Below are 21059 nucleotides of genomic sequence, written 5' to 3' on the forward strand. Positions count from 1 at the left end.
ACAGCATGAAAGTCGAGTTTGTAAATCAACCGGGCAATACCGCGGCTAAAATCACTTTAGCGGCAGGCGAAACCTGCACTGCAGAAGCGGGCGCTATGATCGCGATGAGCGGTCATATGAATATCACTACCAGTACCCACAAAAAAAATTCTGGCGGAATCTTAAAAGCGGCTAAACGTATGCTGTCTGGCGAGTCATTTTTCCTCAACCATTTTGATGCCCAGGGCAAGCCGGGTGAAGTGTGGTTGGGCAGTGATTTGGCTGGTGATATGTTGTGTGTGGATTTGGACAACGAAAATTTAATTGTGCAAAGCGGCTCCTTCCTCGCCTGTGAAGAGGCAATTGAAATGGATATGGGTTGGCAGGGTTTTAAATCGCTATTGTCAGGCGAAAGTGTTTTTTGGTTAAACCTGAAAGGGCGTGGCAAAGTAGTCCTGTCCAGTTTTGGCGCCATCTATCCAATTGAAGTGGATGGTGAATATATTGTGGATTCCGGCCACATAGTGGCATTTAGCGAAACGCTGGATTTTTCCATCACCAAAGCGGGCAAAAGTTGGTTGCAATCTTTTTTAGGTGGAGAAGGTTTAGTGTGTAAATTCAAAGGCAAGGGCACACTCTGGTGTCAATCGCATAATCCCAAAAGTTTTGGAATTTCGCTTACGCCTAACCTGCGCACACGCAAAGCCTAAGGAGTTAACAGATGGAAAACCTCTTTAAAGTACAACTAAATGGTGAATTGGTTGCAGGGGCGGATTTGGCAACTGCCACAGAAAATTTTGCGCAGCTGTTTAAAATCACGCCGGAAAAAGCCACACAAATGCTTAGCCGTTTGCCGGTCACTGTTAAAAATAATGTGGATGAAGCTACCGCGCAAAAATTTAAAACAGCGATTGAAAAAGCGGGTTTTGTCTGTGAAATAAAACCGCTAGCAGAAACCAAGGTTTCTCCTTTAGCACCAGTTCCAGCACAAGCCGCACCAGTTAATCCAGCGGCTGTTGTAGCACCGGAAAGTTTTAAAGGTTTTCAATATAAAATTGAGGGCCGTCCAGACTATGCTTTCCTCACCGTGCAAATTCCTGCCAATGAAACGCTGAAAGTAGAAGCCTCTGCCATGGCAACTATGGACACTCATCTGGAAATGAAAACCAAATTAAAAGGTGGTTTTGGGCGTTTCCTCACTGGCGAAAGTTTATTTCTCAACGAATTTAAAGCAACAAAAGGTGCGGGTGAAATTGGTATTGCACCAGGTACGCCCGGCGATATGGTTCATCAATATCTGGAAGGCCAAACTTTGTTTATTCAAAACTCGGCGTTTGTGGCAGCGACTATGGGTGTGAATTTAGAAACTAAATGGCAGGGTATGCTCAAAGGTTTTTTCTCGGGCGAAAGTTTCTTTTTAATTCGCGCCAGTGGCCAAGGTGATTTGTGGTTTAACTCTTACGGCGCGATTATTGAAATCGACGTTGAGGATGACTATGTGGTGGACACCGGCAATATAGTCGCCTTTACCGATGGTATGCAGTACGAGATCACCAAAGTGGGTGGCTATAAATCACTATTCTTTTCCGGTGAAGGTTTTGTGTGCCGGTTCCGCGGCCAAGGCAAGGTGTGGATTCAAACCCGCAACGCACAGGCATTTGTTTCCTGGGCGCATTATTTCCGTCCGGCGGGTGGTGCCTAATCACTCGGCTAGCGCTTGGTTTTTATACCAGGTGCTAGCTAACCGGCAGCGCGGTTTTATCCACGGGCGATTTCAAAACAAATGACGAATGCACACCACTCACGCCTTCAATGCGGGTTAGTTTTTGCAATAAAAATTGTTGATAGGCGTCCATATCTTTCACGATAACTTTCAACAAATAATCTGCCGATTGCCCAGTGATTAAATGGCACTCCAACACCTCGGGGTAGGCTTCCACCGTTTTTTCAAAGGCATCAAAGCGATCCGGGGTGTGTTTATCCATACTGATCTGAATAAACGACACCAGCGTCAGTCCCAACTTGCGCGCATTGAGCAGCGCGACATAACCATCAATCAAGCCCGCTTCCTCCAGCGCACGCACCCGGCGCAAGCAAGGAGAAGGAGAAAGGCTGATACTGTCCGCCAGTTCCTGATTGGAGATGCGCCCGTTGCGCTGCAGGGCTTCCAAAATTAAACGGTCGTATTTATCCAGTTCCATAGTTACTCCTATAACCCCCTCCCAACCTCCCCCTTGGCAAGGGGGAGGGGTTAGTGCCCTCCCATTATTAAGGGGAGGGCTAGGGTTGGGTTATTCTTTCTTGTCAGTTAAAAAGGCATTAAATTCTAAAAAAATGTATTTTAAAACAATAATATTGCTCTTATTTCGAAATTAACACAACCTTCGCAATCATCTGCCAAACTCATCGTCCTATACTGGGTACAGGTTGAAAAAGCCGCGCGTTACCCGCGTCGGAAGGGGGTTAGCCGGGTGTGATCGCACCACTGCTAATCCGGTCTTGTCACCCACAAAGGCTGTTACCCAACCGGGCTGCATCAACCCTGATTTTTTGCGATTTACCTTTTAGCTTAGCGACACAACGGAGTCCGTCATGCTTGCCAATCCATCTACCAAATACCAGCGTTTTGTCGGCGTTTCTTTGCCCGACCGTCAATGGCCGAACAACCACATTGAAAAACCGCCCATTTGGATGAGCACTGACCTGCGTGATGGTAACCAAGCGCTGATCGACCCTATGTCCGTTGCGACCAAATTGCGCATGTTCAAAGAACTGGTGGCGATTGGTTTTAAGGAAATTGAAATTGGTTTCCCCTCCGCGAGTGAAATTGATTACAACTTTACTCGCCAGTTGATCGAGGAAAATTTAATTCCCGATGACGTCACTATTGAAGTGTTGGTGCAAGCGCGCTACGACTTGATTGAAAAAACTGTGCAGAGTTTGCGCGGTGCCAAGCGCGCGATTTTGCATATGTACAACCCGCTTGCACCCGCGTTCCGCAAAATTGTGTACAACACTGACGAAGCCGGTGTAAAAGCTATTGCGATTCAAGGCACCAAGTGGTGTAAAGAATTAACCGCGCAGGCACCGGAAGTGGATTGGACTTTCCAATACTCACCGGAAGTTTTTTCCTCCACCGAAATCGAATTGGTGAAAGACGTGTGCGATGCAGTGGTGGAAATTTGGAATCCATCGCCACAGAAAAAATTGATTTTGAATTTGCCCGCAACGGTGGAAATGAATACCCCCAATACCTATGCGGATCAAATCGAGTGGATTCATCGCAACATTAATCGCCGCGATTCCATCATTATCAGCGTGCACCCGCACAATGACCGTGGCACTGCAGTAGCCGCTGCTGAATTAGCAGTCATGGCTGGTGCAGATCGCGTGGAAGGTTGTTTGTTTGGCAATGGCGAGCGCACCGGTAATGTGTGTTTGGTGACTTTGGCGATGAATTTGTACTCGCAAGGTGTAAGCCCCGGTTTGGATTTTTCCGACATCGACCGCGTGCGCAAATTGCATGAAGAGTGCACGCAATTGCCGGTACATCCACGTCACCCTTATGCGGGCGAATTGGTATTTACCGCGTTTTCCGGTTCACATCAGGATGCAATCAAAAAAGGTTTTGCAGTGCAGAAAAAAGATGCGCTGTGGGAAGTGCCTTATTTGCCTATCGACCCGGCCGATTTAAATCGCAGTTACGATGCGGTCGTGCGGGTAAACGCGCAGTCCGGTAAAGGCGGTGTGAGTTTCCTGTTGCAACAAGAAGCCGGTTTGCAATTGCCGCGTCGTTTGCAAATTGAATTCAGCGGTGTGGTGCAAAAAGTCAGTGACAGCACCGGCAAAGAAGTGAAGGCCAGTGAAATCGCCAAAATATTTAATGACGAATATTTTGCAGTGACTACGCCGATTACTTATCAATCGAGCAAGTTTACTGAGCAGGATGATACCCATCAGGTGGATATCACTATTCACGCGCAACATCAGGATAAAACCGTACAAATCAGTGGCAGTGGCAATGGCCCGATTGATGCCGCCGCCCACGCTATCAGCCAGTTTATCGACGGTGAAGTGAGCGTGATTGATTACCACGAACATTCCGTTGGCGAAGGTTCCGATGTCGCCGCCGTGACCTACGTGGAAATCAAAGTGAAAAACGGCAAACCGGTTTATGGGGTAGGGCAAGACCGCAACATTATTACCTCGGCCGTTAAAGCGCTGATTAACGGTGTAAACCGCAGCGGTGTGGTGAATTAATAAACTGTTCGAGTGATTTACCAAGTTGTTGTTCAGATAAAAAGCGCAGCCAGTGAAAATTGGCTGCGCTTTTTTATTGCTGTTGCGTGAATCTATGCCGGAAAAAATCGCATCTCAATTAATGAGACATCCAGATTCTTCCCCCCAACTTGAAGCTGGTTTTCTCTCCGCACTTGATAGCCATGCGCGTGCAGCACCCCGGGGCGTGCTGGCTATTGGGTTCCCGGCAGGTGCTGCTGGCGGGAACATTTTTATCGATATATAGGCATATTTTTATAGATGAAAGCGCCAAGCATTTTTATTGAACAAATATCCAAGCATCACCGTCTGTGTTAGTTTGAGCGCCTTATTAATAATAAATATTAGGAACTGAATCCAAAAAGGAGATGGGTGTGTCCAAGCACTTATCCGCTAATGGCTAGTACACGATTAGGAAATCGCCATGGACAGCTTGCAAGAAATTCTGTTTAGCCTGCGTCAAAACAAACTGCGCACTGGTCTCACGGCCTTTGGGGTGTTTTGGGGCATTTTGATGTTGATCCTGTTACTCGGTGCCGGGCGCGGTATGCAAAATGCCTTTGCCGATGGCTGGAGCAACGATGTTGCCGATTCTATCTGGATCTTCCCCAGCAGCACTTCAGTGCCCTATCAGGGGCTGCCCACTGGCCGACAAATTGCGTTGACCGAGTCTGACTTGGCCGCTATTCGCCAACAAATTCCGGGTGTGGGTTATCTCTCCAGCGAGAATCCACTCGGCTCCTTTATCAATTCCGATATCTCCGTCATGTATGGCAATAAATCCGGCAGCTTTGGTGTGCTGGGTGTTGCGGATCAATATTTCAATATTAAAGAAAAAGTACGTTTTGATGATGGCCGCCGCTTGAATCGCCTGGATCAGGATGACAATCGCAAAGTCGTGGTGATAGGCACGCGTGTGAGTGAACGATTATTTACCACCCACGCGGAAGCCATGGGCAAGGATATTTTAATCAACGGCATTTCGTTCAAAGTGATTGGCTTGTTTTATGACAAGGGCAACCAGGGGCGTATGTCCGAGCGTTTGTATATGCCGGTATCGGCTTTTAAAAAATCTTTTGGTGGCGGACAAGAAGTTGCATTGATTACCGCGCGCCCTAAACCCGGTGTCGATGGCATCAAGCTGGAAGAGGACATTCTGGCGCTATTAAAACAGCGCCACAAAATTGCGCCGGAAGATGTGCGCGCAATTGAAGTGAGTAACAAAGCGCGCGAAGCAGAAGACATTAATGCCATGTTTACCGGTTTGAATATGTTTATCTGGTTGGTGGGCATAGGCACTTTGCTCGCGGGAATTGTCGGTGTGAGCAATATCATGATTATCACCGTGAAAGAGCGCACCCGTGAAATTGGTATACGCAAAGCACTGGGAGCCAACCCCGGTTCTATTGTTGGCAGTTTGTTATTTGAATCGGTGTTGGTGACCAGTGTTGCCGGTTATACCGGTTTGGTTTTGGGCGTGGCGATTTTGGAAGCGGTAGCCGCTTTATTAACGGCGCTCAAGATTGAACTGCCATTTTTTCAGCAGCCGGAAATTGATTTGGGCATTGCAGTGAGTGCACTCATGTTGCTGATTGCCGCCGGTGTCATTGCCGGTTTAATGCCCGCGTTACGTGCGGCGCGCATCATGCCCATTGAAGCCATGAAAGCAGAATAACAAGGAGCCGATAATGTTTGATTGGGATAAGTGGCAGGAAATTATCAGCAGCCTCAAAAAACAAAAATTGCGCACCGGCCTGACTGCCTTTGGGGTTTTTTGGGGCATTTTTATGCTGGTGATTTTGCTCGGGTTTGGCACCGGTTTTGGCAGCAAAATTGAAGGCATTTTTGGCGATGCAAAAAACGTAGTGATTTTTTGGCCATCCAATACTACCCAAATGGCCTTTGAAGGTTTGGGCAAAGGTCGCAGCGTAAAATTTACCGAGGCCGATGTAGAAGCTATTCGCCAAAAAATTTCCAGTGTGGATATGGTGGATGGAAAAAATAACCTGGGGAGTTGGGGCGCTGCCCAGTATGTGGTTTATGGCAAAGAGAGCGGCTCATTTTCTGTGAATGGCAGCCACCCCGGCTGGGAACCGTTTGAATTTGTGAAGGTAATTGAAGGGCGTTACGTTAATCCGCTGGATGAAAAAGAAAAACGCAAAGTGGCGGTGATTGGTACACGCGTAAAAGAAGTGTTATTTAAAGATGGCACTCACCCTATAGGTGAATCGATAAAAATAAACGGTGTGCAATTTGTCGTGGTGGGCATTTATAAATCCACCGAACCGGGCGATGGTGCGCAGCAAGCGAACAGCAAAATTATCCTGCCCAATCAAACCCTGCGTTATGCGTTTAATCAATTAGATGCATTTCAAATGTTGTTTTTTACACCGGCTGCGGGCTACAGCGCTTTTGATGCGGAGCGCGAGGTTAAACAACTGCTCTATCAACGCAATCGCATTCACCCGGATGATTCCGGTGTGATTGGCGGTTTTAACATGGAACAGGTGTATCAACAAAATCGCGGTTTGGTGACAGGCATTATTGGTTTTAGCTGGATGGTTGCGATTGGCACCATCATCGCGGGTGTTATTGGCGTGGGCAATATTATGTTGGTGGTGGTGAAAGAGCGCACGCGCGAAATTGGCCTGCGCAAAGCCATGGGCGCAACGCCGTTAAATATCAGTTTAATGATTGTGCATGAATCTTTAGTGATTACCCTGATTGCCGGTTACGCCGGTTTGGTCGCGGGGGTATTGCTACTGGAAGCAATCCGCGCGCTACTGGTCAGCCTGGGGCAGGGCGATGGTATTTTTGCTTCGCCATTTATCGATATCCAAATTGCACTTATGGCGCTGGGCGTATTGGTCGTCACCGGCATAGTTGCAGCACTCTTACCTGCGCGTAATGCAGCGAGTGTGAATCCTATTATTGCTTTGCAAGATGAATAATTTTTTGTTAGTGAATCCAAAATCCCACTTGGAACATCCAAGTTAATAACCAGTCACCAATAGTGACACCTGAGCAGACTGTGCTGCTGACACTTGTCATAACAAGTGTTAAGCGCAGTTAAAAACGCCGGCTGTGCCTTGAAAACTGAATAAGCTAGCTGCGTTCTTCACGCGCAGATCGCCAAGGAATTTACCATGATCAAACTTCATAACATCCATAAGTATTACCACTCCGGTGAGCAGCCGCTGCATGTATTAAAAGGCATTGATTTGCATATCCGCGAGGGTGAGTTGGTATCCATTATGGGTTCATCCGGCTCGGGCAAATCTACCTTGTTGAATATTTTGGGTATTTTGGATACCCATGATCAGGGCGATTATTTTCTTGCCGGTCGCGAGATTAAAAACCTCAAGGAAAAAACCGCAGCAAAATTGCGCAATGAATTATTGGGCTTTGTCTTTCAATCCTTCAATTTGTTGCCGTTTAAAAATGCTACTGAAAATGTGGCCCTGCCGCTTTATTACCAGGGTGTGAGCCGCAAGGAGCGCAATTATCGTGCGGCGCAATATTTGGAAATGGTGGGCTTGAGCAACCGCGCTGCCCATATGCCAAATGAATTATCCGGCGGACAAAAACAGCGTGTTGCTATTGCGCGCGCGCTGGTGACCAAACCCAAAGTGATTCTTGCTGATGAACCCACAGGTGCATTGGATAGCCAAACCACACAAGAAGTGATGGGACTCATGAAAGAAGTTCATGCCCTGGGCAATACCATTGTGATAGTCACCCACGAGCAGGATATTGCCGACCAAACCCAGCGTCAGATTATTTTGAAAGACGGTTTGATTGTTTCCGGTAAACATCACCATGCGCCGATCATCACAGCCGATGATCAGGACGAAGAAGAAATTCTGGGGTAATACCAATGTTTGATGGTTTACAGGAAATCCTCTACACCCTGCGCCAAAACAAATTGCGCACGGCACTCACCGCCTTTGGTGTGTTTTGGGGAATTTTTATGTTGATGCTGTTACTGGGTGCCGGGCGCGGTATGCAAAACGGTGTCTATGAAGATTTTGGTTCCGATGTGTTGGATTTTATTGTGGCCTATACCGGCACTACCTCTGTCGCCTACAAAGGTATGGGCCTTGGGCGACAAATCCAACTCACGCTGGATGATGTGGCGGCGTTAAAACAGCAGGTGCCCGGCATACGTTTTATCGCCGCTGAAAACCAGCGCAATGGTATTGCCATTTATTACGAGCAAAAAAATGCAAACTTTGCGGTGCTGGGTGTGCCCGAAGAATATTTCGCCGTGAAAGAGGGAATCCCGTTTAATGTTGGGCGCAAGATGAATCGTCTTGACCAGCAAGAGCTGCGCAAAGTCGCGGTGATTGGCACTGTAGTCGCCGAACGTCTATTTGGAAAAGAGGTAGATCCAATCAATAAAGACATTCGTGTTAACGGCGTGATGATGAAAGTAGTTGGTGTTTTTTACGACAAAAGTAATCGCGGCCGCGATTCAGAGCGCGTTTACATACCCCAGCCAACATTTCAAAAAATGTTTGGCGAAAGCAATCGTATCGGCGCTATTTGGTTGCGCCCTGAATTGGGCGTAGATGGTTTTGAGCTGGAGAAAAAAGTCATCGAAGTATTGCAGCGCCGCCATTCAGTATCACCGGAAGATCGCCGGGCCATTCGCTCATTTAATATGGCTGAGCCGGCAAAAATGGTGAAAGGTTTATTTATTGGCATTAATTCATTTATTTGGTTTGTCGGCCTGGGCACCCTAATGGCCGGCATTGTGGGTGTGAGTAATATCATGATTATTACGGTAAAAGAGCGCACCCGCGAAATTGGAATTCGCAAAGCGATTGGCGCCAGCCCCTTCAGTATTGTGAGCACTTTATTGTTGGAATCCATTTTGGTGACCAGTATCGCCGGTTATGCCGGTTTGGTTTTGGGTGTTGGTTTGATTGAATTGATTTCCTTTGGTTTGAATTCAGTAGGCGCGCAAATGCCCTATTTTAAAAATCCGGAGATCAATTTTCAGGTGGCAATTACCGCGATTGTATTGCTGGTAGTGGTGGGTGCACTCGCTGGTTTAATGCCAGCACTGCGCGCAGCGAAAATTATGCCCATTGAAGCCATGCGTGCAGATTAAGGAGGCCACACCATGATTGATACTGAAAAGTGGCAAGAAATTTTTAAAACCTTTGGCCAACATAAATTGCGCACAGCGCTGACAGCCTTTGGTGTTTTCTGGGGCATTTTTATGCTCACGGTATTGCTCGGCGCTGGCAAAGGTTTGGAAAACGGTGTTAATAAAGGTTTTCCCCGTGTGCCCAATATTGTGTGGATCTGGGTTCAGGGCAGCACCCAATTGCCCTATCAAGGTATGCCCATAGGCCGGCAAATCCAGTTTAAACCTGAAGATGTTGCAGCGATTGAAAAAAATGTGGAGTCAGTGGGTTTTATTCGCGGACAAAACTCCGTGGGTATTTGGAGCGGCTCGCCACCTTACACAGTACACAAAGATAAAAACGGGACTTTTTTTGTGGAAGGCATACATGCGGGCATGACCAATATTAATTCGCTGCGCATTATTCAAGGCAGGGAAATTAATGAGTTTGATGATCGCGAAAAACGCAAAACGGTCATTATAGGAACACGCGTTCGCACTCAATTATTTGGTGAAAATGAAGATCCCATCGGCGCAGACATCACCATCAATGGCATCAGTTTTAAAGTGGTCGGTGTGTTTGAATCCCTGGCGAGTGGCAACCAGCAGCAGGAAGAGGAAAAGATTTATATCCCCAACGACACCCTGCGCTATGCCTTTAACCAAGTGGGTTGGATTGGCAGTTTTGTGGTGCAGCCCAAACCGGGTTTACATGCGCGTGTGGTCGAAGAAGACGTTAAAAAATATTTGGCCGAGTTGAAAAAAGTAAACCCGCAAGATGTTGGTGTGTTTGGCAGTTTTAACTTGCAAAACGAGTTCGACAAAATTGAAGGTTTATTTACCGGCATCAAAGTATTCAGTTGGATAGTTGCCATAGGCACCATCATGGCCGGTGCTATTGGGGTAGGCAATATTATGCTGATCGTGGTGAAAGAGCGCACCCGTGAAATTGGTTTACGCAAAGCGCTGGGTGCTACCCCTAATTCGATTATTGGCATGATTGTTCAGGAATCCATTTTTATTACCGCGGTGGCAGGTTATAGCGGTTTGGTAATTGGTGTGTTGTTGTTGGAAGGCATAGCCACCCTGTTGGATGCCGCCGGTGGCCAAGCGGGATTTTTTGGCAAACCCGAAGTGGATTTTGCCACGGCTATTAGCGCTTTGGTGGTGTTGGTGATTTCCGGTTTGTTGGCGTCACTCATGCCAGCGGCTAAAGCCGCCGGGGTAAACCCGATTATTGCCTTGCAAGATGAGTAATTGTTACTAACTGTTTTTGCCCGATTTTTACGTTCATTTTTTTAGGTTATTACAAGAAGGATGTCATGAAAAAATTTATCTGGTTTGCCGTATTAGGCTTGATCGCAGTAGTGTTTATTGGCACCGCTGTATTCCTCTACAACAAGTCACAGGAAAAACCTGTGGTCTATCAATCGGACGAAGTATTCACTACCAACATAGTGAAAAAGACGGTGGCGGTGGGCAAGGTAATACCGCGCCGTGAGGTAGAAATTAAATCCCAGGTTTCCGGTGTGGTTGAACAGCTTTATGTGACCGCTGGCCAGACGGTAAAAAAGGGCGACATCATTGCCAAAATTACCCTGGCGCCGAGCATGGTGATGTTGAACCAGGCGGAATCGCAATTGGAAACGGCCAAGTTAAATTTCCAAAACGCAACCGTCGAGTTTGAGCGGCAGAAAAAACTTTTTGCAGAGAAATTAATTTCTGCCTCTGAGTACAACAAATTTTTATTAAATTACGATTTGCAGCGCGAGGCAGTTACCGCTGCCGAAAATAATTTGCTGCTGATGAAATCCGGTGCGACTAAAAAGTCGGACAAGGTTTCCAACATGATTCCCGCCACAGTTACCGGTATGGTGTTGGATCTGCCTTTTAAAGAAGGTGCTTTTATTGTAGAGACCAGCTCTTTCGGTGCCGGTACTACCATTGCTACCCTCGCCGATATGAACGATATGATTTTTGAAGGTATGGTGGATGAATCCGAAGTGGGAAAAATCCGCGAGGGTATGGAATTAGTGCTGGACGTAGGCGCTTTGGAAGGTGAACCCTTTACTGCAGTGCTGGAATATATTTCCCCTAAAGGTATTACTGATCAGGGCACTATTAAATTCCAGATCCGCGCTGCGGTAAAACTCAGCGAAAAATTATTCCTTCGCTCCAACTACAGCGCGAATGCCGACATAGTGCTGGAAAAACGCGAAAACGTAGTCGCCATTAATGAAGGCAACCTGATAGTGGAAGAAAAAGCTAACTTTGTGGAAATCGAAACCGGCCCACAAAAATTTGAAAAGCGCGAAGTGAAAACCGGCATTTCTGATGGCATTAATATCGAAATACTGGAAGGCCTGAAAGTTGGCGATAAAATTAAACATCGCTAACATTTAACTTGCCAAATCAACAAGGGCGAAACTGGTTTCGCCCTTGTGCCGTTTGATAATTGCTGTTCTTGTTCCTTACCTTGGCCCAGTTAAAAAGCGCATCAGGAAGGAGTTACTTTATGCAACTAAATATCATCAAAGCCGTTTTAACCTTGAGCTTGATAGCTTTTATGCCTGTGGGGTTTGCGCAAACTGAATTAAAAGGTAGCCCGGAGGATTTGCGTCAATTTTTACACCCTCAAGCTCAACTAGTGACTTTGGTAGATAGAGCAGAAAAGAAAGCTTATTCGGATAAGGCGATTATTCATTTAGTGATAACAACAGAGGGAAAAACCTTATCGGAAAGTTTGACGCAAAATAATACTCTGCGTGAAAAGGTAAAAGCAGATTTAATTGCCAAGGGAATAAGCGAAAAAGACATCAAAAATGCGAAATTCACATCCACACCGGAATATGGTCTGTTTAGTAAAAAGCCTTCCACTTACAAGGTTATTAACCGTATCAGCGTAAGTATTTTTGCTGAAGCAGATTTGCGCAATGTTGCACTGGTAGCTGACTCTTATGCAGAGGTTGAGTTAGCAAAAACAGAATTTGAGCACACTGAAAAAGAGTTGTTTGAGCAGCAAATAAAGGAAGAGGTACTTAAAAAGATTAACAAACAAAAAGAGTTTTACGAGAAATCCTTAAATGTAAAGCTCATTCCGGTTACCTTTCGCGACGCACGTGTCCAGCGCCAGCCTAGTTCCGGTGCAAGAGCAGTATCTGAAGTTGAGGAAGTTATTGTTACCGGAATACGCGCCTCGGTAAGTGATAAGTACGCACCTGAAATACCGAGCGAACCGTCTTTTGATGAAGTGGTATACACCGCTGAGTTAGTGGTGGATTATAAAGTTATAAACCCATCAGCAAATTAACAAAGATAAACAGGGTGGTTGGCTCCAGCTTACCACCCTATATCAAGTCAAACCCTGCGCATATTTTTAAACATGCTCAACTCCCAGGGCCGAATGGCCAGCAATAAACCGGCGTGCTGGCGCTGATCCAGTGGTAATTTGGCATCCTGTTGATTAAGCAAACCGGCCTCTTGGGTGAGCTGGTTTAGTTTATTTTTTAGCAGTGCAATAGAGGCGGCGGAGTAGCTGCCGCGCAAATAAAAACGAAAGGCTTGCTCCTGATTAAAATCACCCTCCATAAATTCCACAATCACATCCCTATTCATAAAACGCTCCAGTGGGCCGCCTGGAATCCAGCGGAAATTCTGCGCGATCAATAATTTAAATTTATTGCCGGGTAACAGCTGCAACATTTTTAATTTATCCAAACGTGCCAGTAAACGAATGCACTCATGCTCGCTAATTTGATATTGGCTGATTATGTCCTCAAAACTCCAACCATCGCGCGCACATACCGCAACCAACAGTAGTTTTTTGTTGGCAATTAACTCTTCTTCCTGCTCCTGACTTAACTGGGAAAGTCGTTGTTCCTGATTACTGGTTAATAAAAATAAATCTGAAAGGTTTAACTCCATGAGGCTGCAGATTTGTTCCAGTCGTTCAAGGGTAAAACTTTGACTGGAAAAAATACGTTTGATATTGGCCTCGCTTAAATCCAGTGCCTGCGCCAGATCCTTATAAGTGATGTTGCGGGCTTTAAGCAGACGCTTGAGTGTTTCGCACAGGCTGGCGATCTGACTCATAGTATTAAATTCCTATACCTTGGGTTTTGCGTCAGTCTACTTCATCCACAAAAATTTACACCCCGCCACCGCATCTCCATAGTGCCTCCATCGCGGCTGACACAGCACTAAAGCTGGTAGCTAAGGCGATATTACTCAACGTGAACTACTGACTAGGAAAGGATCTTGTTATGAAAAAAGTAACTCAATTTGCACTGGTAACAATCGCATTGATGACTAGCCAGAGCTTGCTCGCTGCCGACAGCCTGGGTAACGCGGCTGCTTCGGCAAACCATTCAGGTAAAGCGATAAAACATGCGGCTATCGCCTCAGGTCAAGTTGTCAGTGGAGCCGTTGCTGTGCCCCTGATAGCTGCCGGTGAATTGGGCAAGGCTTCAGTTAAAGCAGGTGAAGCCTTGATGAATGTCGCTACCGACAATCAGCCGTTAGAAGTAACAGACATTACCTTGACCGCTGAACCTGCTCCCGCTGTGGTAATGACAAAGGAATTGCAACAGCGCTAAGGACAACTGCGTAACCTGAAGGGATAGTTACAACTGTTTTGCTGGCAGGGATGCCGCAGAAAACCCAACGAATAAATATGGCGTGCACAAAGGATAAATCCATGAAACCCTTGAACAGATTAAAAGCGATATTGTTGATAGGCCTGAGCCTGGCGAGCGGTGCCTTGTGGGCGGGTAGCAACGCAGCGGGTGAGGCTCAGTTTTCACCCGACGAAATTAGCCGCTTTGCCAAACAAGTAGAAAAATATGCAGCGGCACAGGGAGCTCGCGCATTTATTATTGGCCGGGTAGGGCGGCCGCCAGAGCAATTGCCCAACGGCGTAGAATTTACCCATACTGCGGTAGCGATCTATTCAACAATAACCTTGCCTGATGGCAGCCTCGCCAAGGGTTATGCCATTCACAATCTTTATCAAACGGCACAGAAAAAAGATGTCAGTGAATTGGTGACTGATTACCCGGTTGATTTTTTTTGGAGCGCACACCAAATGCGCGCCGGCATTATTATCCCCAGTGCGGATTTACAGCAGCGTTTAGTTGCAGCCTATGCTGAGGGTGTGCAATACCAGGTACATGTACCGCGTTACTCAGTATTGGCCAATCCATTTAATGGCGATTACCAAAACTGCACTGAACATACTTTGGATGTGATTAATGCAGCTATTTATCAAACCACTAACTACGAACAACTCAAAGCAAATACCAAGGCGCATTTTTCGGCGCAGCACATGGAAATAAACGGCGTGAAGTTATTGTTGGGCACTATGGTTATGGAGGATGTAAAAACTGCAGACCACCCCGCCGGAATTGAAACCGCTACCATGGGCAGTATTGGGAATTATCTGGCAGCCAATAATTTGTTGGATCACGCGGTAATACTGGAACAGGATGGTCAGCTAAGTTCCATGCGTTACAACAATAAAGAGTTGCTCGCTAAAAATTAATAAAACACGGCGGCATAACATAAAGCCCACACCTATAGCGAGTAATAACGGTGTGGGCTTTTTGTGTAATCAGAGTTTGGTTGCAATCACATCCAGCGTCATAAAATAAATAGTGGTGGTGGATTCAAAACCCGAGTCAGTGCCCAGCAACAGCCAGATGCTGCCATCAGCAGCAGTGACGCTGGTTAGCCCGCTTGTTTCGCTGCGCAGGGTTTTACTCATGTAGCTGGTATTGCTGTCGCCACATTCGCGACTATTGGCAAAATCGCCGAGGATAATCGCATCACTGCCACCAACGGCTTGATTGCCCTTGTCGATATTCATCAACAAATCCCCAGCGCCATTATTTACCGCAGCGGGTTCGATTTTACTGGCACCGGCTTTAATCCACACACTCTCGCCCGGTGCGCCGCCCACACCCATACAATTTTTTTGGGCGTTAGTGCCAAAGCGCACTTTGAATTGAAAGTTGTAGCGAGTGTTGGGTTCCAAGCCTTCAAATTTTTTCGTGATAAACATAAACAAGTCATCACTGTGATTATTGCCCGTTAACCGGTAACCCTTGCGATTTGTTCCCAGACTTGTCGGTAGGTTGGTGACACCCGCATCCAGTTCATAAAAGGCTTCTTCGCCCGCAGGATAATCGGCAAAACCGGATTTCCAACCGCTATTGGTATCGTTAAAGTCGATGACTAATGCTTTTGAATTGGGGTCAACAGGCGGAAGTTTGATATCGCTGCCACAGGCACTGATAAAACTGCTGCCGATTAATAGCAGACCAAGCGGGATGAGATGGGTGAATCGCATGATGACGGCTCCTTTTATGGGTTGTATTCCCTATTTTGTGCAGCACTCCCCAAGGCGTCTGTGGTGGATATGTAGTGGCTGGTAAAAAAATGTAACTGTTCCGGGGTTTGCCAGCGTCAGGGAATTGCGAGCGGGCCCACTACAATTCATTACAACACTAGGCACTCGCGCCGTTTATAAATAAGCTATCCCAGTCTTTCCTGCATAACCCCGGCTATGAACCTGATTCCCCGTTTACCACTGCGTTTTTTATTTTTGCCCCTGGCCTTATTGCTAACGGCAACCGCTCTGGCCTGTGAGCAAGGGCAGGGCGATTGTGTGGAAGTGGGCAAGTGGGATATCAGTGTTGGAGTGGGGGCGGGGGTGCGCACCAATCCGCTCGATGATGGCGATGATATTCCGCTGGTGATACTGCCGCAGGTTAACTATAACGGTGAGCGGTTTTTTATCCAGAATCTGGATTTTGGGGCGATCCTTTGGCAAAGCGAAAGCCAACAGCTCAACCTGTTGGCAACACCCAGTTACGATCAGGTTTTTTTCCATCGCTGGAGCCCCAGTAATTTTTTTATCGATGGCAGTACGCTAGCAACTGCGGGCAAAGAAAGCGGCGGTAAAAATCCGGTGGTGACTGACGATGAGGTGCATGATCGCGAATTGCTCACGCCGGAATTTATGCCCTTGCAGGGGCGCAAGCTGCGCGACCGGAAAATGGCGGGCTTGGCCGGTATTGAATACAGCTGGTCAACAGCGCTGGTGGATTTGCAAATCCAATACCTGACTGACTTTACCCAAATCCACTCAGGCGAAGAAGCGCGTGTTGCCATCGCCAAACACTGGCAAGCCGGTAAGCATCAATGGTCGGCGTCACTGGGCGCAAATTGGCAGAGCCGCGAGGTGGTGAATTATTACTACGGTGTTACCCTTGCCGAAGCGGATGCGCGCGGCAGTTACCAAACGGGTTCAGCCATAACACCGCTGTTGCGCCTGGATTGGAACTACGAATTGACCGAGCGCTGGGATTTGCGCCTGCTCGCCAGCTATCGTGAATTACCCGATGAGATTTCCGCCAGCCCGTTAATTAACGATAATAAAGTCATCACGGTTTTTGTTGGAGGGGTCTACCATTTTTGATGGTGGGGTACTGAAACGCGTTAGGGCAACACAGCCTACTCCCGGACGATTCCTTACCGCCCTGCTTTTTACCGCAGGGTTGCCGGGAAGCCCCCTGCTCGCCAGTGATTTACACTCCGCCGAATCCTCTGCCAGTGCCTCCAGCTTGCCGCTGATCCAATTTTCCATCAAGCCGCGTTTGTGTGTGTTAAATGCCGGTGAAGAAGTCTGTCGCGATGAACTGGAAGTGCGCTGGCAGGCGGCGCAAAAACGCTCCCTGTGTTTATACCAACAAGACAAAACCCAACCGCTACGCTGCTGGCAGAACGCCACCCGGGGTGAATACCAATTTGAATTAACCGCGAGTGCAAGCACCGATTTTGAATTGCGTGAAACAGAAACCGGAACAGCCCTGAGCGATCAGCGTTTCCAGGTTGTCTACAATGACAAAAAATACCGCCGCGCGCGGCGCAATCCCTGGAGTTTTTTCTAGCATGTTACAAAACAATTTAATTTTATTGGTTGAGGACGACCGCCGGCTGGCGCAGTTGGTAAAAGATTTTTTGGAGGCCAACGATTTTCAAGTTGCATTGGAGGAAAATGGCAACCGGGTAATCCGTCAGGCACAGAATTTAAATCCGGCTTTGATCGTGTTGGATTTGATGTTGCCGGGCAAAGACGGTTTAACGCTGTGTAAAGAATTGCGCCCCCATTTTAAAGGGCCGATTTTAATGCTCACCGCGCGCGATTCAGATGTAGACCAAGTCTTGGGGTTGGAATACGGCGCCGATGACTATGTGATTAAACCCGCTGAACCACGTGTATTATTGGCGCGCATTCGTGCGCTGCTGCGCCGCTATTATCAAAACGATCCGCGCGAGCAGGAAGCGCTGAATTTTGGTGAACTCTGCATTCAGCCCAGTGCGCGTAAAGTGTTGCTCGCCGGGCAGGAAATTATTTTATCCAGCCACGAATATGATTTGCTTTTGGCACTTGCGGCACAAGCCGGGCAAATTCTCAGCCGCGAATTTTTGTTCAACCATATCTACAATCGCGAATACGATGGTTTGGATCGCACCATCGATGTGCGCATTTCCCAGCTGCGCAAAAAACTCAACGACAATCCTGAAAACCCCACGCGAATTAAAACAATTTGGGGCAAGGGCTATTTGTTTATTGCCGATGCCTGGTAATTCCCACTCATGAACCGCGCGTTTATTTCGCTGTATTTTTTTATTGTTACCTCGGTGGTGTTAATTGGCTGGGGGCTTAATCAATTTTGGGAAAATCTTGCACCCGAGCAGCAACCCAGCGCCGAAGTGATTGCGCTGCTGCAATTGCTGGAAGAGGATTTACTGGATCAGACACAACCGCAGCCGCCAGTGGATTATCGCGCCGATGCGCAGCGTATTTCGCAGCGTTTAAATGTAGCGTTGGAAATTTTACCCCTGGACGATATGGCCCAATCCTCTGCGCTGCAGGAATTACATGCCGGTGAGTTGTTGGCCAGCCGCAGCCGCGAGCAAATAATTTGGTATAAACGCCTGGCGCAAACCGATCAGGTGATGATGCTCAGCCTGCCGCTTGATGATGTGCAGGAATCCCCTTGGTACAACTTGTTATTGATTGGTTTTTATCTGGCGATTGCGCTGGTGATTTATATTTGGGTGTGGCCGCTATCGCGCGACAGTAAAAAATTGGAAGTGCAAACCCGCGCGCTCGGTAAAGATGGCGTACCGGAAACCTTAAACATTTCTCCTGCTTCAACACTCTACCCACTGGCACAAGCGTTCAACCAAATGGCGCAGCGGCTGCGCGAATTAATTGCTTCGCACCGCGAAATGACCAACGCGGTATCCCACGAATTGCGCACGCCGCTGGCGCGCATGAAATTTGCGCTAGCGCTGATCGATGAACAGCAATTGGATGAAAAAAATCGTCGCCAGTTGCGCAGTGTGGAGCAGGATGTCGCCGAGATGGAGGCATTAATCAGCGCACTGCTGATGTACGCCGGCTTTGAACAAAAAACCCAAACCCTGCAGCAAACACCGGGGCATATGCTGGATTTATTGCACGCAATTCGCAGCCGCTTTTATCGCCACAACGAACGCAATCTGCAGCTGGAAATTGTTGATTTAACAGAGGCTAACCCAGAGCGGATGAGCGAGGCAGACAGTGCGGTATTTAGCTGTGAGTGGAAACTCATGGAAACTGTGCTGCAAAATTTAATCAACAACGCCGCCGGTTATGCACGCACACAAATCCGCGTGGAGTTGAGCCAAAGCCCAACGCATTTTTATATCGCGGTGGAGGACGACGGCCCCGGCATCGCCCGCGAACAGCGCGAAAAAGTATTTGAATCCTTTGTGCGGCTTTATGGCGAGAGCAACAGCAATACCGCCACCGGCGGTTTTGGTTTGGGCCTCGCCATAGTCAAACGCATCATGCAGTGGCACCGCGGCTACGCGCGCTTTATCGAACCCCAAGTCCTGGGTGGTGCAAGGGCTGAGGTATGTTGGCCGAAACACTCGCAATCCTGATCATTTTTTAGCTTGCCATTCAACTTGCACTCCATTAATGTTTATACGTTGCTACATTATTGGAGGCGACTATGACAACGACCATTCTCTCCAGCCGTGAATTCAATCAGGATACAGGCAAGGCTAAAAAGGCTGCGCTGCAAGGCCCGGTATTTATTACCGACCGCGGCAAGCCCTCCTATGTGCTCCTTACTGTGGAGGAATATCGAAAGATCAGTGGTACCCAATCCAATATCGCCGACTTACTCGCGATGCCGGAAACCGATGAAATTGAATTCCAGCCGCCCAAGTTGAATCTCACCACGACGGTGCCGGATTTATCATGATGTATTTGTTGGATACCAATGTTATCTCCGAGTTGAGAAAACAAGGCTCAGGGAAGGCGGATAAAAACGTAGTTGCTTGGGCTAAGTCAGTTTCTGCAGATAGCCTGTATTTGTCAGTTATCACCATTATGGAACTTGAGCTGGGTGTGCTTTCTATCCAGCGAAAAGATTCACATCAGGGTAATTTATTGCGTCTCTGGTTGGACTCTCAGGTAATCCCCGCGTTCAGCAACCGAACTCTTGCCATCGATGTCCCGATTGCCCAATGTTGCGCCAGCTTACATATTCCTGATCCACGCTCCGAGCGCGATGCGCTAATTGCTGCTACTGCCATAGTGAATGGTATGACGGTGGTAACACGCAACCTTGCCGATTTTGAACCTACCGGTGTAAAAATAATAAATCCGTGGTTTTAAGAAATGGTAAAACAATTGAATGCGTTAAATCCCCTAACGCTTGAGTAGTTAGCGCTCATCCAACTGCTGAATCTGCCCAATAATCTCCACTAATTTTTTTCCTTTCTCCGTCAACGAATACTCGGTGCGCGGTGGTAATTCGTTGAAGGTTTTTTTATCGAGCAAACCGTACTCGACCAATTTGCGGAAACGTTCGCTTAATACTTTGGTGGAGATGCCTTCAATGGCGCGCTCCAATTCGCCGGGGCGGTTGATGCCTTTGCCGACGTTGGTTAATACCGATACCGACCATTTGCAGCCGATCACGTCTTCCAATTTTTGATAGCTGGAGCGCGATTTTAATGAAATTTTTTTTGCCTGTTGCATCAACAATTTACCCCGAAAAGTTACCCGGGCACCAAAAAGTGCCCGCTATTTTTGTGCGGCTGGCGCGCTTAGAGTGAACCCATCGTTGCGCAGCGATCTTCTTTTCACATCACTATTTTAGAGAGGATTTATTATGAAAAGCCAAGCCGTTTTTTACCATGCGGGTTGCCCGGTGTGTGTAGCCGCTGAACACCAACTATTGGATTTAATCGACACCGACAAAGTTAATCTGGAGGTGGTGCATTTGGGCGAGAGCAAAAATCGCCTGGCGGCTGCCAAAACACAGGGGGTGAAATCTGTGCCGGCGTTGGTGGTGGATGGACAGGTGCTGCACATTAATTTTGGCGCTGCGATTGAGGCGCTGGAATAAATCCAGGGCGGGCAAACCGGGGTTTGTCCGCCGCTGCTTGGTGCTGCAATTTGTCTAGTATTTAATCAGCCCCAAGGCTAGCCTTTAGTGAAAAATTGGGGTTAGAATGCGTCAACCTTCACAGAAAGGTAATTAGAGGCGCCAATTAACCTCTTCCGTCCTGCACTAATAAGATTAATTTGCAGGTTGTTATT

At 47.5% G+C, this 21059-nt stretch carries 24 protein-coding genes; 20 read left to right on the plus strand and 4 right to left on the minus strand.

Translation table 11 applies throughout. From position 1 onward, the window contains the following. Window positions 1–5 precede the first annotated feature (5 nt). Both ACFODX_RS04435 and ACFODX_RS04440 read left to right on the plus strand, forming a co-directional pair. Window positions 6–689, plus strand: a complete 684-nt coding sequence (locus ACFODX_RS04435; protein WP_378116458.1) for a TIGR00266 family protein — start codon at window positions 6–8, stop codon at window positions 687–689. An 11-nt stretch (window positions 690–700) separates the two neighbouring features. Continuing rightward, window positions 701–1681: a TIGR00266 family protein gene (locus ACFODX_RS04440; RefSeq protein WP_378116460.1), complete on the plus strand. Its 981-nt coding sequence runs from the start codon at window positions 701–703 to the stop codon at window positions 1679–1681. A 34-nt stretch (window positions 1682–1715) separates the two neighbouring features. Here ACFODX_RS04440 and ACFODX_RS04445 read toward each other — a convergent pair whose 3' ends face one another. After that, a complete protein-coding gene (locus ACFODX_RS04445) occupies window positions 1716–2180 on the minus strand; it encodes an Lrp/AsnC family transcriptional regulator (RefSeq protein WP_378116462.1) in 465 nt (154 codons plus the stop codon). Between the two features lie 391 nt (window positions 2181–2571). Between ACFODX_RS04445 and leuA the strand changes: the two genes are divergently transcribed. The 9 genes from leuA to ACFODX_RS04490 all read left to right on the plus strand — a co-directional run bounded on the left by leuA (window position 2572) and on the right by ACFODX_RS04490 (window position 12701). Then, a complete protein-coding gene (gene leuA, locus ACFODX_RS04450; protein WP_378116464.1) occupies window positions 2572–4239 on the plus strand; it encodes a 2-isopropylmalate synthase in 1668 nt (555 codons plus the stop codon). Window positions 4240–4291: 52 nt separating this feature from the next. Beyond that, a complete protein-coding gene (locus ACFODX_RS04455) occupies window positions 4292–4504 on the plus strand; it encodes a hypothetical protein (protein WP_378116466.1) in 213 nt (70 codons plus the stop codon). Between the two features lie 177 nt (window positions 4505–4681). After that, a complete protein-coding gene (locus tag ACFODX_RS04460) occupies window positions 4682–5932 on the plus strand; it encodes an ABC transporter permease (protein WP_378116468.1) in 1251 nt (416 codons plus the stop codon). A 13-nt stretch (window positions 5933–5945) separates the two neighbouring features. Then, window positions 5946–7208, plus strand: a complete 1263-nt coding sequence (locus tag ACFODX_RS04465) for an ABC transporter permease (RefSeq protein ID WP_378116470.1) — start codon at window positions 5946–5948, stop codon at window positions 7206–7208. Window positions 7209–7403: 195 nt separating this feature from the next. Further along, the gene (locus ACFODX_RS04470) at window positions 7404–8129 is read left to right on the plus strand and encodes an ABC transporter ATP-binding protein (protein WP_378116472.1); all 726 of its coding nucleotides are present in this window, start codon (window positions 7404–7406) and stop codon (window positions 8127–8129) included. Between the two features lie 5 nt (window positions 8130–8134). Beyond that, window positions 8135–9373: an ABC transporter permease gene (locus ACFODX_RS04475; RefSeq protein WP_378116474.1), complete on the plus strand. Its 1239-nt coding sequence runs from the start codon at window positions 8135–8137 to the stop codon at window positions 9371–9373. 12 nt (window positions 9374–9385) lie between these two features. Further along, window positions 9386–10648 carry an ABC transporter permease gene (locus ACFODX_RS04480; RefSeq protein ID WP_378116476.1) on the plus strand — a complete coding sequence of 421 codons (1263 nt, stop codon included), beginning with the start codon at window positions 9386–9388 and terminating at the stop codon, window positions 10646–10648. Between the two features lie 65 nt (window positions 10649–10713). Continuing rightward, on the plus strand, window positions 10714–11787 hold the full coding sequence (locus ACFODX_RS04485) for an efflux RND transporter periplasmic adaptor subunit (RefSeq protein ID WP_378116478.1): 1074 nt from the start codon (window positions 10714–10716) through the stop codon (window positions 11785–11787). 119 nt (window positions 11788–11906) lie between these two features. Further along, window positions 11907–12701, plus strand: coding sequence for an SIMPL domain-containing protein (locus tag ACFODX_RS04490; RefSeq protein ID WP_378116480.1), 795 nt, complete (start codon window positions 11907–11909; stop codon window positions 12699–12701). Between the two features lie 47 nt (window positions 12702–12748). On the opposite strand, the gene ACFODX_RS04495 is transcribed toward ACFODX_RS04490, so the two are convergent. Then, a complete protein-coding gene (locus tag ACFODX_RS04495; RefSeq protein WP_378116482.1) occupies window positions 12749–13483 on the minus strand; it encodes a helix-turn-helix domain-containing protein in 735 nt (244 codons plus the stop codon). A gap of 170 nt (window positions 13484–13653) precedes the next feature. Here ACFODX_RS04495 and ACFODX_RS04500 point away from each other — a divergent pair, with 170 nt between their 5' ends. Further along, window positions 13654–13986 (plus strand): hypothetical protein, encoded by a 333-nt coding sequence (locus ACFODX_RS04500; RefSeq protein WP_378116484.1) that lies wholly within the window; start codon window positions 13654–13656, stop codon window positions 13984–13986. A gap of 101 nt (window positions 13987–14087) precedes the next feature. Then, complete coding sequence (locus tag ACFODX_RS04505; RefSeq protein ID WP_378116486.1) at window positions 14088–14930, plus strand: DUF2145 domain-containing protein; 843 nt, start codon at window positions 14088–14090, stop codon at window positions 14928–14930. Between the two features lie 69 nt (window positions 14931–14999). Here the strand turns inward: ACFODX_RS04505 and ACFODX_RS04510 are convergent, their stop codons facing one another. Then, window positions 15000–15737: a hypothetical protein gene (locus ACFODX_RS04510; protein WP_378116487.1), complete on the minus strand. Its 738-nt coding sequence runs from the start codon at window positions 15735–15737 to the stop codon at window positions 15000–15002. 216 nt (window positions 15738–15953) lie between these two features. On the opposite strand from ACFODX_RS04510, the gene ACFODX_RS04515 reads away from it, so the two are divergent. The 6 genes from ACFODX_RS04515 (at window position 15954) to ACFODX_RS04540 (ending at window position 20129) form a co-directional block, all read left to right on the plus strand. Then, complete coding sequence (locus ACFODX_RS04515; RefSeq protein ID WP_378116489.1) at window positions 15954–16868, plus strand: MipA/OmpV family protein; 915 nt, start codon at window positions 15954–15956, stop codon at window positions 16866–16868. Between the two features lie 79 nt (window positions 16869–16947). Beyond that, a complete protein-coding gene (locus ACFODX_RS04520; RefSeq protein WP_378116491.1) occupies window positions 16948–17340 on the plus strand; it encodes a DUF3019 domain-containing protein in 393 nt (130 codons plus the stop codon). Between the two features lies 1 nt (window position 17341). Then, window positions 17342–18040, plus strand: a complete 699-nt coding sequence (locus tag ACFODX_RS04525; protein ID WP_378116493.1) for a winged helix-turn-helix domain-containing protein — start codon at window positions 17342–17344, stop codon at window positions 18038–18040. A 9-nt stretch (window positions 18041–18049) separates the two neighbouring features. Further along, window positions 18050–19387, plus strand: coding sequence for an ATP-binding protein (locus ACFODX_RS04530; protein ID WP_378116495.1), 1338 nt, complete (start codon window positions 18050–18052; stop codon window positions 19385–19387). A 71-nt stretch (window positions 19388–19458) separates the two neighbouring features. After that, window positions 19459–19713 carry a type II toxin-antitoxin system Phd/YefM family antitoxin gene (locus ACFODX_RS04535; protein ID WP_378116497.1) on the plus strand — a complete coding sequence of 85 codons (255 nt, stop codon included), beginning with the start codon at window positions 19459–19461 and terminating at the stop codon, window positions 19711–19713. Next, complete coding sequence (locus ACFODX_RS04540; protein ID WP_378116499.1) at window positions 19710–20129, plus strand: type II toxin-antitoxin system VapC family toxin; 420 nt, start codon at window positions 19710–19712, stop codon at window positions 20127–20129. Before ACFODX_RS04535 ends, ACFODX_RS04540 begins: the two co-directional genes overlap by 4 nt. A gap of 48 nt (window positions 20130–20177) precedes the next feature. Here the strand turns inward: ACFODX_RS04540 and ACFODX_RS04545 are convergent, their stop codons facing one another. Further along, window positions 20178–20495: a winged helix-turn-helix transcriptional regulator gene (locus ACFODX_RS04545; RefSeq protein ID WP_378116501.1), complete on the minus strand. Its 318-nt coding sequence runs from the start codon at window positions 20493–20495 to the stop codon at window positions 20178–20180. 133 nt (window positions 20496–20628) lie between these two features. Here ACFODX_RS04545 and ACFODX_RS04550 point away from each other — a divergent pair, with 133 nt between their 5' ends. After that, window positions 20629–20865, plus strand: a complete 237-nt coding sequence (locus ACFODX_RS04550) for a thioredoxin family protein (protein WP_378116502.1) — start codon at window positions 20629–20631, stop codon at window positions 20863–20865. The last annotated feature ends 194 nt before the right edge of the window (window positions 20866–21059 follow it).

It is taken from the genome of Cellvibrio fontiphilus (genome assembly GCF_042646205.1).
Classification (GTDB): domain Bacteria; phylum Pseudomonadota; class Gammaproteobacteria; order Pseudomonadales; family Cellvibrionaceae; genus Cellvibrio; species Cellvibrio fontiphilus_A.

What these genes read in the sequence shown, in the direction of transcription:
- ACFODX_RS04500 (WP_378116484.1), top strand. Translation starts at nt 13,654, where the DNA reads ATGAAAAAAGTAACTCAATTTGCACTGGTAACAATCGCATTGATGACT.
- ACFODX_RS04490 (WP_378116480.1), top strand. Translation starts at nt 11,907, where the DNA reads ATGCAACTAAATATCATCAAAGCCGTTTTAACCTTGAGCTTGATAGCT.
- ACFODX_RS04535 (WP_378116497.1), top strand. Translation starts at nt 19,459, where the DNA reads ATGACAACGACCATTCTCTCCAGCCGTGAATTCAATCAGGATACAGGC.
- ACFODX_RS04515 (WP_378116489.1), top strand. Translation starts at nt 15,954, where the DNA reads ATGAACCTGATTCCCCGTTTACCACTGCGTTTTTTATTTTTGCCCCTG.
- ACFODX_RS04495 (WP_378116482.1), bottom strand. Translation starts at nt 13,483, where the DNA reads ATGAGTCAGATCGCCAGCCTGTGCGAAACACTCAAGCGTCTGCTTAAA.
- ACFODX_RS04435 (WP_378116458.1), top strand. Translation starts at nt 6, where the DNA reads ATGAAAGTCGAGTTTGTAAATCAACCGGGCAATACCGCGGCTAAAATC.
- ACFODX_RS04465 (WP_378116470.1), top strand. Translation starts at nt 5,946, where the DNA reads ATGTTTGATTGGGATAAGTGGCAGGAAATTATCAGCAGCCTCAAAAAA.
- ACFODX_RS04510 (WP_378116487.1), bottom strand. Translation starts at nt 15,737, where the DNA reads ATGCGATTCACCCATCTCATCCCGCTTGGTCTGCTATTAATCGGCAGC.
- ACFODX_RS04545 (WP_378116501.1), bottom strand. Translation starts at nt 20,495, where the DNA reads ATGCAACAGGCAAAAAAAATTTCATTAAAATCGCGCTCCAGCTATCAA.
- ACFODX_RS04460 (WP_378116468.1), top strand. Translation starts at nt 4,682, where the DNA reads ATGGACAGCTTGCAAGAAATTCTGTTTAGCCTGCGTCAAAACAAACTG.
- ACFODX_RS04550 (WP_378116502.1), top strand. Translation starts at nt 20,629, where the DNA reads ATGAAAAGCCAAGCCGTTTTTTACCATGCGGGTTGCCCGGTGTGTGTA.
- leuA (WP_378116464.1), top strand. Translation starts at nt 2,572, where the DNA reads ATGCTTGCCAATCCATCTACCAAATACCAGCGTTTTGTCGGCGTTTCT.
- ACFODX_RS04470 (WP_378116472.1), top strand. Translation starts at nt 7,404, where the DNA reads ATGATCAAACTTCATAACATCCATAAGTATTACCACTCCGGTGAGCAG.
- ACFODX_RS04480 (WP_378116476.1), top strand. Translation starts at nt 9,386, where the DNA reads ATGATTGATACTGAAAAGTGGCAAGAAATTTTTAAAACCTTTGGCCAA.
- ACFODX_RS04505 (WP_378116486.1), top strand. Translation starts at nt 14,088, where the DNA reads ATGAAACCCTTGAACAGATTAAAAGCGATATTGTTGATAGGCCTGAGC.
- ACFODX_RS04525 (WP_378116493.1), top strand. Translation starts at nt 17,342, where the DNA reads ATGTTACAAAACAATTTAATTTTATTGGTTGAGGACGACCGCCGGCTG.
- ACFODX_RS04475 (WP_378116474.1), top strand. Translation starts at nt 8,135, where the DNA reads ATGTTTGATGGTTTACAGGAAATCCTCTACACCCTGCGCCAAAACAAA.
- ACFODX_RS04530 (WP_378116495.1), top strand. Translation starts at nt 18,050, where the DNA reads ATGAACCGCGCGTTTATTTCGCTGTATTTTTTTATTGTTACCTCGGTG.
- ACFODX_RS04440 (WP_378116460.1), top strand. Translation starts at nt 701, where the DNA reads ATGGAAAACCTCTTTAAAGTACAACTAAATGGTGAATTGGTTGCAGGG.
- ACFODX_RS04445 (WP_378116462.1), bottom strand. Translation starts at nt 2,180, where the DNA reads ATGGAACTGGATAAATACGACCGTTTAATTTTGGAAGCCCTGCAGCGC.
- ACFODX_RS04485 (WP_378116478.1), top strand. Translation starts at nt 10,714, where the DNA reads ATGAAAAAATTTATCTGGTTTGCCGTATTAGGCTTGATCGCAGTAGTG.
- ACFODX_RS04540 (WP_378116499.1), top strand. Translation starts at nt 19,710, where the DNA reads ATGATGTATTTGTTGGATACCAATGTTATCTCCGAGTTGAGAAAACAA.